General features: G+C 54.8%; 12 protein-coding genes. 3 read left to right on the plus strand and 9 right to left on the minus strand.

The annotated features are described in order from the left end of the window. The 5 genes from SFC07_RS12605 to SFC07_RS12625 all read right to left on the minus strand — a co-directional run bounded on the left by SFC07_RS12605 (position 1) and on the right by SFC07_RS12625 (position 3,742). Positions 1-546, minus strand: coding sequence for an NADPH-dependent FMN reductase (locus SFC07_RS12605; protein WP_411208662.1), 546 nt, complete (start codon positions 544-546; stop codon positions 1-3). A gap of 62 nt (positions 547-608) precedes the next feature. After that, positions 609-806, minus strand: a complete 198-nt coding sequence (locus tag SFC07_RS12610) for a type II toxin-antitoxin system RelE family toxin (protein WP_411208699.1) — start codon at positions 804-806, stop codon at positions 609-611. An 89-nt stretch (positions 807-895) separates the two neighbouring features. Further along, on the minus strand, positions 896-1,147 hold the full coding sequence (locus SFC07_RS12615) for a type II toxin-antitoxin system Phd/YefM family antitoxin (protein WP_411208663.1): 252 nt from the start codon (positions 1,145-1,147) through the stop codon (positions 896-898). Between the two features lie 34 nt (positions 1,148-1,181). After that, positions 1,182-1,820: an HAD family hydrolase gene (locus SFC07_RS12620; protein WP_411208664.1), complete on the minus strand. Its 639-nt coding sequence runs from the start codon at positions 1,818-1,820 to the stop codon at positions 1,182-1,184. Positions 1,821-1,831: 11 nt separating this feature from the next. Continuing rightward, positions 1,832-3,742 carry an alpha/beta-hydrolase family protein gene (locus tag SFC07_RS12625; protein ID WP_411208665.1) on the minus strand — a complete coding sequence of 637 codons (1,911 nt, stop codon included), beginning with the start codon at positions 3,740-3,742 and terminating at the stop codon, positions 1,832-1,834. A gap of 245 nt (positions 3,743-3,987) precedes the next feature. Here SFC07_RS12625 and SFC07_RS12630 point away from each other — a divergent pair, with 245 nt between their 5' ends. Both SFC07_RS12630 and SFC07_RS12635 read left to right on the plus strand, forming a co-directional pair. Further along, entirely contained in the window at positions 3,988-4,935 is a 948-nt protein-coding gene (locus SFC07_RS12630; protein WP_411208666.1) for an L-lactate dehydrogenase, read from the plus strand. 348 nt (positions 4,936-5,283) lie between these two features. Continuing rightward, positions 5,284-7,137, plus strand: coding sequence for a pyruvate kinase (locus SFC07_RS12635; protein ID WP_411208667.1), 1,854 nt, complete (start codon positions 5,284-5,286; stop codon positions 7,135-7,137). A gap of 184 nt (positions 7,138-7,321) precedes the next feature. Here the strand turns inward: SFC07_RS12635 and SFC07_RS12640 are convergent, their stop codons facing one another. From SFC07_RS12640 to SFC07_RS12655, 4 genes are read right to left on the minus strand one after another with little or no spacing between them, the layout of a single operon-like run. Next, entirely contained in the window at positions 7,322-8,782 is a 1,461-nt protein-coding gene (locus SFC07_RS12640) for an amino acid permease (RefSeq protein ID WP_411208668.1), read from the minus strand. Between the two features lie 20 nt (positions 8,783-8,802). After that, positions 8,803-10,209, minus strand: a complete 1,407-nt coding sequence (locus SFC07_RS12645; protein WP_411208669.1) for an aspartate ammonia-lyase — start codon at positions 10,207-10,209, stop codon at positions 8,803-8,805. A 12-nt stretch (positions 10,210-10,221) separates the two neighbouring features. Beyond that, positions 10,222-11,190 carry an asparaginase gene (locus SFC07_RS12650; RefSeq protein ID WP_411208670.1) on the minus strand — a complete coding sequence of 323 codons (969 nt, stop codon included), beginning with the start codon at positions 11,188-11,190 and terminating at the stop codon, positions 10,222-10,224. Next, on the minus strand, positions 11,187-11,891 hold the full coding sequence (locus tag SFC07_RS12655; RefSeq protein ID WP_411208671.1) for a FadR/GntR family transcriptional regulator: 705 nt from the start codon (positions 11,889-11,891) through the stop codon (positions 11,187-11,189). Before SFC07_RS12655 ends, SFC07_RS12650 begins: the two co-directional genes overlap by 4 nt. A gap of 310 nt (positions 11,892-12,201) precedes the next feature. On the opposite strand from SFC07_RS12655, the gene SFC07_RS12660 reads away from it, so the two are divergent. After that, the gene (locus SFC07_RS12660; RefSeq protein WP_411208672.1) at positions 12,202-13,470 is read left to right on the plus strand and encodes an Nramp family divalent metal transporter; all 1,269 of its coding nucleotides are present in this window, start codon (positions 12,202-12,204) and stop codon (positions 13,468-13,470) included. Positions 13,471-13,479: the final 9 nt, after the last annotated feature.

A 13,479-nucleotide genomic window follows, 5' to 3' on the forward strand; every position in this document is an offset into this window, starting at 1 on the left:
CTACTTATTCAATGCCTGCAGGAGGGAGTCAACAACACCGGCGAATTCGCCTGCGCGACGCTCGTTTGGAGCGAAACCGTTCTCATTTGCCTCGGTGAAGATGGAGAAGGAAACCTGTGCGCGGACATTGAACATGTTGAAGTTGGCAACAATCTGGCGCCACTGCTCAACTGCGCGGATACCTTCGGCTGCACCATAGGATACAAAGCCGACTGGCTTGTTGAACCACTCGGAGCCCAGAACGTCAAAAGCGTTCTTGAAAGCACCTGGAACACCGTGGTTGTACTCAGGGGTGATGAAGATGAAAGCATCGCAAGCATCAATTGCCTGGGACCACTTGGTGACATTCTCATCGTCGTACTGCTTGTTGGCAGCACCTGGGACAACTGCGCTCTCTAGCAGTGGAACGTTGAATTCCTTGAGGTCGATGAGCTCGTACTCAACGCCCTCATCGTTGCGGGTAGCGAGCTGGCCCATGACCCACTCAGCAACTCCTGCACCAAAACGGCCTTCACGGATGCTGCCTAGAACGACACCAATTTTCATGTATTTCTCCTTTGTCTGCGCAAAATAATGCGGGTGAGTGCTGATATGTCAGCAACTCTCCCTTAAGCGTAATCAAAAATGTCGATAGACTTTTTACGGTGCCCCAGATGAAGTACTAAAACTATTAGTTTTTCATCGTGAATTTCATAAATGACTCGGAATGCACCTACTCGGATACGTAATTCCCCAGCGCCACCTTGGAGCATTTTTGCCCCTGCTGGACGTGGGTTTGAAGCTAGTGTTTCGATTGCGTTTATAATTCGTCGCTGATCTTAGGGCTCTAACTTGCGTAAAATTTTAGCGGCAGAATTTTTATAACTGATCGAGTATGAAGGCATTTCAATGTGTCTTAGTCGATCCCGAGTTCTGCTTTAAGCTCTGCGTTGGAAATTTCTCCGGATTCGGTACGGGCTGCCTCAGCTGCCTGGATGTTCTCAAAATGCTCCAGCGCCCGCATGGCACGTTCATAGAATTCTGGTGAAACGACAACAGCACGAGGTCGGGTACCTCGACTTAGAATTGCAACAGGTACGCGTTGGGCGATATCAAGATAGCGACTTTGTTCATTGCGAAATTGGCTTGTGGTGGCTTTGACACGCATACTGCAATTGTACATCTTGTACAAGTTTATGCCACTAAAAGTCCAACTCACCCAAAGACTGAATATCGGCGCGGGGGTCCGTGCCACTGCGGTCAATATAGATTGCGGTCCAGCCCAGCTCACGGGGCTTTTCGACGTCGTTAACCCAGTCATCGCCAATGATGGTGGCGGAGGTGGCGTTGAGGAATTCCAAGGCGCGGCTATACATTTCAGGCCGTGGTTTAGCGGAATCCAAGGTGCTGGCAGCGAGCATCACCAACTCCGGGCGAGCTAAACCAGTGCGATCTAATTTGTCCTGCTGCATTGCTTGGGCACCATTGGTCAAAATTCCTACCGGGCAGCCGGTCGCAATTGCTTTTTCTAAGGCTTCTTGAGAATCGGGGTAGGCAGTCCAATTCTGCTCATAGGCGCGCAGATATCCGGAATAGATTTCATCACATTCTGCGTCGCTAAGCTCCCGCTTGGTATAGGCCCGAATGCGGTCGCGGCGCTGGCCCATTTGGGTGGTTTCGCCCCTTTCGAAACGCCCAAAACCCCACTTATCCAATTCCGCCCACAGCGGAAAATCGGGCTCAATGCCCAAGGTTGGTGACCACACCTCCAAGGCCGCTTGGGCTGCGGAATGGTGGTCAACGAGGGTGCCATCAAGATCAAAAATAATTGCGTGGGTCATGGTTTCTCAGACTAGCGCTTAATGGAATTGCTGCGGATCCAGTCGACAATTTTCTCCCGCTGTTGCTCAGTCACAGTCAGGTCTCCCAGCATCGCGGCCCAATAATCGATGAACTCGGCATGGTAATTATGGCCGTGACCACCGGGAACCGTCACTGAGCTCGCCATGTCCAAAGCCACCTGCCAACCGGTGACAAAAGGCAGCCAGCGCAGCCGCGGAAACACATCAACATGGTCTTGAGCTGGGTGTTTGAGCCATTCCGGCTGACGGATAAAAAGCTCCAAATCCCACCACACAATGGGATCGGAAATGTGGTGCGCCACGATCATGCGCGGAAATTCCCACTCATTTGCCGTGTGCAAATGCTTCGGGGTGGCGACAAAACGAATATGTTTGCCGCTCGCAAAAACCGGCATACGCTGCGAGGATTCAGCATCGCGCGCCGCCACCAACTCCTGCATGGCATCCGAAAACCGCGGGGTGCCAGACAACAAAACACCATCTGCCACCTCAAGCAGCTTTTCGACGCGCCCATATGCCGCCGCAGTGCCATATGCCCCAAGGGACTCACCCGCCAGATACAACCGGGGCGCTCCCGCCCCGGTGGGGAGCTGTGCCAGCTCGGCGCGGACGGCGTCGATAAGCAAACGCGCTGCATTGATGGGGGCCTCGTTGTTTTTGTACCAGCTCAGCGCGCTGGGGAGGTAGGAATATTGCATGGAGATGTTCACGCAATTGCCAGCGCTGAGGAATTCCACGGTGTCGACTGACCAGTCGGTGATCCAGCCGGTGCCGGTGGAGGTGTGAATGACAAAAATATCGCGACGGAAGGCGCCAGTGCGATGAAGCTCGGCGATGATGAGACGGACTTGTTCCTGTGGGGAGCGGCCGGGTACTAGACCTGCAAAAACGCGGATCGGCTCATGGACTTCAGTGGGCAAAAATCCCATGGTGCTGGCTATATCTGTACGCCGGGGCCCGCCCGAAAGGACGGCGCGGCCTTGCGAGCCCACCGCACTCCAGCTCTCATAGGACCAGGGGCTGCCCGAGCGCTCTGGCTCCCAGGGTTGTTCGGTGCCGGGGAAGATGAGTTGATTCAAATATGCCGCTTGACGTGCAGCTTTGTTGAGCATGCGGCGGAGGAATACGCGATTACTCAGCAAAACCAGGGCAGCGGTGAGTCCTACGACCGATAGTGGCCAGCTGAGCCAGCGCACCCAAGACGGCAAAATGTGCCTGCTGAGAATGCGGAGGCGGTAAATGGTGAGTTGCAGGACCTCGCCACTGAGCAGGGCGATCCCATAACCGGCGGTGCCGAGCATGATGGCGCCCGCGGTTTTTAGCAAAGTGGTGTGGGGCACACCCAATAATTTGTTCTGGGTGTTTTGGCGCCGCAAGCCCACAATGGTGGTGATCGCCGTGGTAGCTCCGATAACAAGGTGGGAAGCAGTATAAAAGCCGCGGTTAAGGTGTTTTAAAGGACCGCGCCGGGGATGGGGCAATAGGGAATGAATGGCCGTGGCCGAAGCGTGTCCCACAGTTTGTAGCACTGCCAGGTTGGAAGCCTGCACCCACCAAGGGCGGGGCAAAAGCGAAGGCGAAAGTGCCCACCAAGTGGCGATTTCCGCTCCCAAAAAACCTGCGCCCATATTGGCGGGCAGGATTTTATGCTGGGTGGGCGACATCCGAATGCCCGGAATCAGCTCTGCGCTGAGGCGGAGGCCAAAGATGAGGGCTTTGCTTGCGGTTCTGCTGAGGGCTTTGCTGGTGGCTCTGCTTAGGGCTTTGGGGGCGACAGTTGCGGGCTTACCTGGTTTTCCGCCGGGTTGAGCGGTGCCTGGTTTAAGGAGGGACCTGGAAGGTTGTGGCCCGGAAGTACGGCGCGGACGCAGCAGTGACGCTAGTCTAGGGAGCGAAACCATACTTGGCATGATGGCAGAAGTTCTGATGGCCTGCAGTGCAAGCATTGTAGTCTCGCAGCTGACGAATTTTCTGGTGAATTGTCGGAGAAAATATGTGATGTTTTCAACTCTAAAGAAATATCCGTTCGGGCAGTTCCTGGCCTGAAAATCAGGCATAATTAAACATGTAAGAAGATTTCCGGGCATTAGCTCCATCGAAAACTCTGAGCCTGCCCGGCCAAGGCAAGTGAGGATTTGGGTTAAATATGAAAGAGACAGTCGGAAACAAGATCGTTCTTATTGGTGCTGGCGACGTCGGAGTTGCCTATGCATACGCACTGGTCAACCAAGGATACAGCGATCACCTGGCTATCATCGACATTGATGAAAAGAAGCTCGAAGGCAATGTCATGGACCTTAACCACGGCGTTGTCTGGGCAGAATCACGCACCCGCATCACCAAGGGAACCTATGCCGACTGCGCCGACGCTGCCATGGTGGTCATTTGCGCTGGTGCCGCCCAAAAGCCCGGTGAAACCCGCCTGCAACTGGTGGATAAAAACGTCAACATTATGAAGTCCATCGTTGGCGATGTTATGGCCAGCGGATTTGATGGAATCTTCCTGGTGGCCAGCAACCCAGTTGATATCTTGACCTACGCCGTCTGGAAATTCTCAGGCCTGGATCACAGCCGCGTCATCGGTTCCGGCACCGTCCTCGACTCCGCCCGTTTCCGCTATATGCTGGGCGAACTTTATGAGGTAGCCCCAAGCTCCATCCACGCCTACATCATTGGCGAACACGGAGATACCGAACTCCCAGTGCTGTCCTCTGCCACCATCGCCGGTGTATCCCTGCGCAAGCTTCTGGAAAAGGACCCTGAGCTGGGCTCCCGCCTGGAAAAGGTCTTTGAAGATACTCGCGACGCCGCCTATCACATCATCGACGCCAAGGGCTCTACTTCCTATGGCATCGGCATGGGACTGGCTCGCATCACCCGCGCAGTTCTGCAAAACCAAGATGTTGCGCTTCCAGTATCTGCGCTGCTCAACGGTGAATATGGACAAGAAGATATCTACATCGGCACCCCTGCTGTGATTAACCGCCACGGCATTCGCCGCGTGGTTGAGCTTGAAATCAGCGATCACGAAATGGAGCGCTTTCAGCATTCCGCTGCAACCTTGCGCGCTATTCAGGAACAGATTTTCAGCTAGGGAACGCCTCCGCCCAGAGTCTTCTTTAGAACCCTTAAGCCGATCCGGTAGTTGCCGCTTATAGTTGCGCTGCCGGATCGGCTTTTTGGGTGCAAAATGAATGTGAGTTAAAAGGCGGATTAAGAAATTGCCCTGGTAGCACCACTTTGCGGGTTACCTACTTTGCACCAGGCACCACTTTGCACAAACTTTGCACAAACTTTGCACAAACTTTGCACAAACTTTGCAGAAACCCTGCAGAACCTCTGCAGAAACTTTGTAGGAAAAGTATCGCGGTCGGTGGTTTCTACCTTTGGCTCAGTTATTTGGACTTCGAAGTGTTTTTAAGTGGCTACTAAAGGAGCACACATGAATCAGTTTGATCAGACTATTTTGCAGGAGATCAAAACAGAGCTTGATGCTTTAATCCTGGAATTAGATGAGGTAACTGAGGCCAACCGCGAGGACATCTCTAAGGTTGCCCCGACTCACTTTGTCGGTGCCCGCAACCTTATGCACTACGCTCATCTGCGCACCCGTGACCTGCGCGTATTGCAGCAAAAGCTGTCTGCTGTGGGAGCTACCCGCCTAACCACCACCGAACCTGCAGTCCAGGCTCGCCTCAAAGCAGCCCGCAATGTTATCGGCGCTTTCGCTGGTGAAGGCCCACTTTATACCCCTGAAGAAGTAGTCCACGCTTTTGAGGATGCCGATGAAATCCTCGACGAGCACGCAGAGGTTCTGCTCGGCGCACCACAGCCAGCCACCCCATCCTGCATCATGGTGACCCTGCCCACCGAGGCCGCCACCGACATTGAGCTAGTGCGCGGTTTCGCCGAGAGCGGCATGGACCTCGCCCGCATTAACTGCGCCCACGATGATGAAACCGTGTGGCAGCAGATGATTGACAATGTGCACCTGGTGGCCTCCGAACTCGGCCGCGAAATCCGCATCAACATGGACCTCGCTGGCCCCAAGGTCCGCACCGGAGCCATCGCGCCGGGCCCCGAAGTCGGCGTCGCACGAGTCACCCGCGATGACATCGGCACCGTCCTCACCCCAGCAAAAATCTGGGTCACCCCCGCGCCCAACGCCAGCCAACCACCAGCCGGCCTACCCGGCCGCCCAACCTTACCCATCCAGGTCGACCCAGCGTGGTACGCAAAACTGCAGGTCGGCAGCGTAATCAACCTCCACGACACCCGCGGCGCCCGCCGCACCTTCACCGTTACTGCGCTTTTCGACGACGGCCTGCTGGCCGAGGGCGAGCAAAAGGCCTATATCTCCAACGGAACCCTTTTGGAACATGATTATGAGCGTTCCCCGGTTTATGGAATTCCTGCAGGTACCCAGCGCATTAACCTCAAAGTCGGGGATCACCTAATCCTCACCTCCGAGGAAACCATTTATGATCCACAGGCCAATCCAGAGACCACTCCACGTATTAGCTGCACCCTGCCACAGGCAGTTGCTGCTATTGAAGTTGGCCACCGCGTGCTCTTTGATGATGGCTCCATCGCCGCAGTGTGCCGTTCCAAAAATGTCACGGGTGACATTGTTGACGTGGACTTGGAGGTCACTCGCGCGCGTCCCCAAGGTGTAAATCTGGCTGCCTACAAGGGAATCAACCTTCCCGATTCTCACCTGCCACTGCCTAGCTTGACTGAAGAAGATGTCCAGCACCTCAAGTTTGTGGCTGCACATGCCGATATCGCCGCCATCTCCTTCATTCGCGATGTTGCCGACGTCGAATATGTACTCAAAACCCTCAAGGACGTTGCCAGCCCATCCGACGCCGAGCGCCTCGGCTTGGTTCTCAAAATCGAGACCATCCCGGGCTATGAAAACCTGCCTCACCTGCTGATGGCCGGTATGCAGCATGAGAACTTCGGCATCATGATCGCCCGTGGCGATTTGGCCGTTGAGCTGGGCTTTGAGCGCATGGCCGAGGTACCACAGCTCATCATGGCCATGGCCGAAGCTGCTCACATCCCCACCATCTTGGCGACCCAGGTACTGGAAAACATGGCCAAAAACGGCCTGCCCTCCCGCGCCGAGATCACCGATGCTGCCATGGCGCTGCGTGCCGAATGCGTCATGCTCAACAAGGGACCCCATATTAACGACGCCATCAAGGTCCTCGCCCTGATGAGCAAAAAGCTCGGCGCCTCCCAGCGCAAGAGCCGCCTCCTCCTCCGCAAGGTCCGCAGCTGGGAGGAATAGCCCCTGCAGGTCTCGAAATCACACCCTCGAAAGAGGTCAAAAGTTCTCGAATTCACTAGTTCTTTCGAGTGCGTGATCTCGAGACCTTCCACAATCTGCTCGCCCTCGCAGACTCCGGATTCACGAGCCCGGATTCACTAGTCTTTCCGACTTTGTGAATTCGGGTTTTTGCCAGCTCACAGCACTAGATCAGAGAAACTTCTTCAACATTTTCTCCGGCGGCGCGAGCAGCCGCGATTTCATTGATCCGGCCACGGCAGGCATACCATCCAGCTATCAAAATCGGGATGATAACAAGCAGCCCTGCAACCGTCCAGGTACCGACAGGATTATCAAAGGCCATGAGGATCACAATGAGCACCAGCGCAACCAGGACCGCCCAGCTGGAATAGGGAGCAAATGGCATTTGGAAGCTGGGTCGTTGCAATTCGCCACGCTTAGCCTTGCGAACCAGCGCGATGTGGCACAAAACGATCATGCCCCAGGAGGCGATGATGCCAATGGCTGCAAAGTTCAGCACAATTTCAAAGGCTTGAGCAGGCACAACAGCGTTAAGCACAACACCTGCTGCTGCAACCACACCGGTGATGAGGATTCCGCCGTAGGGAACACCAGCAGCATTAATACGTCCGGCGAACTTTGGTGCGCTGCCATTGAGGGACATGCTGCGCAGAATGCGTCCGGTGGAGTAGAGGCCAGCGTTGAGGGAAGACATTGCCGCGGTCAGTACAACCAGGTTCATCACTACGTCCATACCCGGGATTCCAATTGTTCCGAAGAAGGTAACAAATGGGCTTTCACCTGCATGATATGCGGTATATGGCAGCAGCATGGACAGCAGAACCAGGGAGCCGACGTAGAAGACAGCGATGCGGACGATCACGGTGTTGATGGCTTTAGGCATAACCTTTTCTGGATTTTCCACCTCGCCAGCTGCAGTGCCCAAAAGCTCAATGGAAGCGTAGGCAAAAACCACACCCTGCATAAGAACCAGAACGGGGAGGACACCATTTGGCAGCAAGCCTCCATTATCGCTGATTATTGACCAGCCAGTATCGTGTCCTTCAATCGGAGTGCCGAAGATGACAAAGTAGCAGCCCACGATCAGGAAGGCTGAAAGGGCGACAACCTTGATCAGCGCGAACCAGAACTCTAGTTCTCCGAAGACCTTCACGGAGATCATGTTCATGCCCAGGACCAGGACCAATGCACCCAATGCCCAAATCCACTGCGGTACCGCGGAAATCCATGGGAGGTAGCGGCCGAAGAAGTTCATGTAGAGGGCAGCGGCGGTGATGTCCACAATGGCTGTCATGGACCAGTTCAGCCAATAGAGCCAGCCGGTAGCAAAGGCTGCTTTTTCGCCGTAGAACTCGCGGGCATAGGAGACAAATGATCCGGAGCTGGGGCGGTGCATGACAAGTTCGCCAAGCGCGCGGAGAATCAAGAAGGCGATGACGCCGCAGATGGCGTAGCTGATGACGATGCCAGGGCCTGCCTGGGCTAATCGTCCGCCGGCCCCCATAAAGAGGCCGGTGCCGATCGCGCCGCCGATGGCGATCATATTTACTTGGCGGGTGCTTAGTCCCTTGTGGTAGTCATGATCGCCAGCGGTCAAGGCGGAATCAGGAAGTGTTTGGGTCATGGGATTCTCAACAATCTGGGTTATTTTTGGAGGTTGGCTAGGCGCTCGGGGCGCAAGAGTTCAGCAAGTTCGGCGCCGGTGAGCAGTTTGCGCTCAAGCACAAGCTCGGCAACGCCACGCCCGGAATGCAGAGCTTCCATGGCGATCATCGTGGACTGGGCATATCCCAGTACTGGATTAAGCGCGGTGACCAGGCCGATGGACTGTTCCACCTGGCGGCGCAGGGCATCTTCATCAACGGTGATGCCCACAATGCACTTTTGGGCGAGGGTGGTGCAGCCATTGGCCAGGTGCTTCATGGACAGGCTGATGGAGTGCATGATCACGGGTTCAAAGGCATTAAGTTGCAGCTGTCCGCCTTCTGCAGCCATGGTGACGGTGGCGTCATAACCCACTACTTGGTAGGCAATTTGGTTTACTACCTCGGGTATCACAGGATTGACCTTGCCGGGCATAATCGATGATCCTGATTGCACGGCCGGCAGCTGGATATCATTAAGGCCAGCGCGCGGTCCGGAGGAGAGAAGACGCAGGTCATTGCAGATTTTTGAAAGCTTAAGGGCCACACGCTTGAGCACTCCGGAGAGGTGGACAAAGGATCCAACATCGCTGGTTGCTTCCACCAGATTGGGGCTGGTGCTAAGTGGTAAGCCGGTAAGTTGTGCCAAATGTTCGCACACTGCTTCGGCATATCCCACCGGGGCATTAAGACCGGTGCCGATAGCTGTGGCGCCGAGGTTGATTTCCGTAACCAGCTTGAGGGATTCCGAGAGGCGGTCATGATCCTCACGCAGGGTCACTGCCCAGCCTTCAAATTCCTGTCCCACTGTCATTGGAACGGCATCTTGGAGTTGGGTCCTTCCCATTTTCACCACATCACGGAACTCCACAGCTTTTCGTCGACAAGCGTCCTCCAGCTCACCCATGGCCGCCAGCAGCGGCCGAGCGGCAAAACAGGTGGCGATCTTTACCGCGGTGGGGTAGGCGTCATTGGTGGACTGGGAGAGATTGACGTGGTCATTGGGGTGCAGGTACTGGTATTCGCCCTTGTGGTGGCCCAAAATCTCCAGGGCCACATTGGCAATTACCTCATTGGCATTCATATTGGTACTGGTACCGGCGCCGCCCTGAACCGGGTCCAGAATGAACTGCTCATTAAACTCGCCGGCGGCCACTCGCTCACAGGCAGCGTCGATGGCGACGGCGCGGGTGTCATCGAGCAGCCCGAGCTGATTATTGGTGCGCGCTGCGGCCTGTTTTACCCGCGCAAAAGCCTCAATAAGGTGCGGATTATCCGCCAGGGTGTGCCCGGTGATGCGGAAATTCTCGGCGGCGCGCAAAGTATGCACACCCCAGTAAGCCTCTGCTGGGACATCGCGGTCACCAATGAGATCGTGTTCGGAACGGACATTAAGGGTGGTGGTCATAAAATTTCCTTTTTAAAAAGCACTTAGCTTGCCGACGTTTTCCTCCCGCACGCCCGCCGTTACCGGCAGGGTGCGCAGGGATTCCAAAGCCATCGGCGCTGCTGTTTGGAGAATCTGGCAAAGTAGGGAAGCGGTAATGGGAAGGCGAGCGCGATCGCTGCCATCAGCAATTTTGATGGCCACTGCGCGACCATCGGGCAAGGCCACAGCTTGGATACCTTCAAATCCGTCCTTGGCAATCGCGCCGGGTAGGACCTGCATGAAGGTTGTGACATCGCGGCCAATTCCCGCCACCAGCTCCGGATGGCTGGACATAGCGTGGGCGACCTGCGCTTCTGGGCTTCCTGGCGCTGCGGTTTGCAGGCGGGAATAGCCGCGGGCCAGCGCTTTGAGGCTAATAGGGTAGACGGGTGTGCCACAGCCATCCACGCTGACGCTGGTGATTTCCGTATCGCAGAGCTCGGTGATGGTCTCATGCAACAGCTGGGCGATGGGATGCTCCGGCGCCAGATAAGTGGCGGTGTCCCAGCCCTTGAGGCGGCATAATGCCAGGAGAGCGGCATGTTTGCCAGAGCAATTTTGTGCCAGCTGGGCGGGGCCTTTAGCAGCTTGGAGGTGAGCTTGGCGCTCTGCTGCTCCATAGGGCAGATCACTGGAGTTGCCCAGGTCAGCTGCGGTTAATCCGGCATTGGTGAGGGTTGATAATGCAATGTCTTGATGCCGGGTGGAGCCTGAATGGCTAGCTGCTGCGAGTGCCAATTGCTCGGAGCTAAGCTTCAATCCTGCGCGCAGCATGCCGACGGCAAAAAGGGGCTTGAGGGCAGAGCGTGGATAAAACAGTGCTTCGGGATCGCCAATGGAAAATGCTAGGGAACCATCTGCATTGAGAACAGCTGCAGAGCCGTAGTGGATGGACTCAATGATTTCTCCGCGGGTTTGGGCAACCAAGGGTTGGTGGCGTGGCAGGGTGTGGGTGCTCATGAGTTTTTACCCAGGATGGAGTCAACGGCAGTTTGAACCGCACGCAGGTGGTGAGCCATTGCAGCTTCAGCTGCCGCTTTGTCCTGAGCTGAGATGGCTTCCACAATGGCGCGGTGTTCCTTATTTGAGGGTTCACGACGGCCCGAAACCACATTCACAGTTTCTGATTGGCGGGCCAAAGAGCCGCGGATATCTCCCACGATGCGGGCAAAAAGTGAGTTTTTGCTGGCTTTTGCGATAGCCGCATGGAATTCCGTATCCAGCTCTACCCACGCCAGGTGATCATCCTCAGACTCCATCTCTGCGATGATTCCTTGGAGTTGCAGCAGGTCATCGGCAGTGCGACGGGTGGCTGCGAGGCCTGCAGCGGGGATTTCAATGTGCGGACGGGCCTCATAAAGATCAACAGCAGAGTAAGTGCCCAGCATGAGGTCATTGGTGGGTTGGGCGGAAATGACAAAAGTTCCGCGTCCAGTTTCAGTTTTGGTCAGGCCCAAGGTGGCCGTGGAGCGCAGCGCTTCGCGAATTACCGAGCGGCTAACTCCAAAAGATGAGGCAAGGGTGGCTTCGGAGCTGAGTTTGGTACCCAGCGGGATCTCCCCATTGAGGATTCCTTGGCGGATGGCATTAAAGACTTCCTCGGCAGCGCTGATCCTTGAGACCACTTGCTGTCTAGGTGTCCAGCTGTCAGACAGGTTCATAAAGAACATTTTGCAGTGTGATCTCGCTTACGTCAAGGAGTAATTATGATACTGCTGGCAAAATTTTGGTTGGGGGGCTAGTTCTGGCAGTGAACGGGCTGGCGGGAAAGGGTTGGGGCCATGGTGTGAGAGGGTCGTTTTGTGGGGGTTGTAGTCAAGAGGGGCAGGCTCTGCGGTCTTCAAAAACTTAAGTACAAAATAATTGCTAAGGGTTTAGCTCCACACCTACATAGGGGGAGATTTGCGTCATGGTGAGGTGAAACTATGCTTTAGGCCATACCCTTTAAGGGTTATTTAAGTATTTATTAATATGGAAGGCGATATCTTGGTCTCGAAAGAAGTGCAAGTAGATTCACCAGGAAAGGTCAAATGGACTTTGGTCGGACCGGGCCTTGTCGCAGCAGCAACTGCAGTGGGTGCAGCAGATATGGTGGCAACAATGATTGCCGGACAGCGCTATGGATATGCACTGTTGTGGGCTGTCATCGCTGGAACGCTCATGAAGATCGTGTTGGTAGAGGGGGCTGGTAGGTACACCCTTGCTACTGGGAATACGATTTTCCACGGGTGGAGCCAGTTGGGTAAGTGGACCTCCTGGTATTTCGCTCCCTACATCGTTATTTGGGGTTTGGTCTATGGTGCTGCAGGCATGTCAGGTGCAGGGCTTGCCATGGCAGCTCTTTTTCCGGGCACAAGCCTTACCATGTGGGCCATCTGTACTGGTTTGTTGTGTTTTGCCCTAATGTGGCTCGGACGTTATCAGATATTCGAAAACCTCATTGCAGTCTTGGTGGGAATCATGTTTGTAACCGTCGTGGGAATTGCTCTCATCTCGGTTCCGAATATTCCTGAGATTCTTAAAGGCCTTGTCCCCACTGTTCCAGATGGATCCTTCGTTTATGTTCTTTCAATTGCTGGTGGCGTTGGCGGCACAATCACCCTGGCTGCATATGGTTATTGGCTGCGGGAAAAGGGGTGGTATTCCCCCAAGTGGATGAAGGTTATGCGCCTCGATAATAACGTTGCTTATGCCATCACCGGCATCTTTGTTATTGCGATGCTGATCCTGGGTGCAGAAATGCTGTACACCGCCAATCTCTCGGTATCTTCCAATGATCAGGGTCTTGTAGATTTGGCCTATGTCCTTCAAGATCGCTATGGGATCGTTATGTCGAAGGTATTCCTTGTTGGCTTCTTGGCGGCAGCAGTTTCGTCGGTGCTCGGTGTGTGGAATGGTGTTTCGCTGATGTTTGCAGACTATGTCGGACACCTCAAGAAACTTCCATCGGACCATCCAGATATTCGTTCCGGTGGAAAGTATTACCGTGCATATCTAATTTGGTTAACTTTCCCGCCCATGCTTTTGCTGTTATTGGGTCAGCCCACCGGGTTAATTATTACTTATGGCGTTCTTGGCGCGCTTTTTATGCCCTTTTTGGGCTTAACCTTGCTGCTTTTGTTGAATACGGATCGCACTCCCAAGGAATGGCGTAATGGATGGTTGAGCAATACCTTTATGGCCATAATTTCCGCAGCTTTCCTATATCTTTGCATTAATCAGCTTGTGGGTCTTTTCTAGGTAAACCTT

This window comes from Corynebacterium callunae, assembly GCF_046592015.1.
GTDB lineage: Bacteria > Actinomycetota > Actinomycetes > Mycobacteriales > Mycobacteriaceae > Corynebacterium > Corynebacterium callunae_A.

Excerpts from the sequence above, each read along its gene's own strand:
- SFC07_RS12615 (WP_411208663.1), bottom strand. The coding sequence starts at position 1,147 with ATGCGTGTCAAAGCCACCACAAGCCAATTTCGCAATGAACAAAGTCGC.
- SFC07_RS12655 (WP_411208671.1), bottom strand. The coding sequence starts at position 11,891 with ATGAACCTGTCTGACAGCTGGACACCTAGACAGCAAGTGGTCTCAAGG.
- SFC07_RS12635 (WP_411208667.1), top strand. The coding sequence starts at position 5,284 with ATGAATCAGTTTGATCAGACTATTTTGCAGGAGATCAAAACAGAGCTT.
- SFC07_RS12605 (WP_411208662.1), bottom strand. The coding sequence starts at position 546 with ATGAAAATTGGTGTCGTTCTAGGCAGCATCCGTGAAGGCCGTTTTGGT.
- SFC07_RS12625 (WP_411208665.1), bottom strand. The coding sequence starts at position 3,742 with ATGGTTTCGCTCCCTAGACTAGCGTCACTGCTGCGTCCGCGCCGTACT.
- SFC07_RS12640 (WP_411208668.1), bottom strand. The coding sequence starts at position 8,782 with ATGACCCAAACACTTCCTGATTCCGCCTTGACCGCTGGCGATCATGAC.
- SFC07_RS12650 (WP_411208670.1), bottom strand. The coding sequence starts at position 11,190 with ATGAGCACCCACACCCTGCCACGCCACCAACCCTTGGTTGCCCAAACC.
- SFC07_RS12630 (WP_411208666.1), top strand. The coding sequence starts at position 3,988 with ATGAAAGAGACAGTCGGAAACAAGATCGTTCTTATTGGTGCTGGCGAC.
- SFC07_RS12645 (WP_411208669.1), bottom strand. The coding sequence starts at position 10,209 with ATGACCACCACCCTTAATGTCCGTTCCGAACACGATCTCATTGGTGAC.
- SFC07_RS12620 (WP_411208664.1), bottom strand. The coding sequence starts at position 1,820 with ATGACCCACGCAATTATTTTTGATCTTGATGGCACCCTCGTTGACCAC.
- SFC07_RS12660 (WP_411208672.1), top strand. The coding sequence starts at position 12,202 with ATGGAAGGCGATATCTTGGTCTCGAAAGAAGTGCAAGTAGATTCACCA.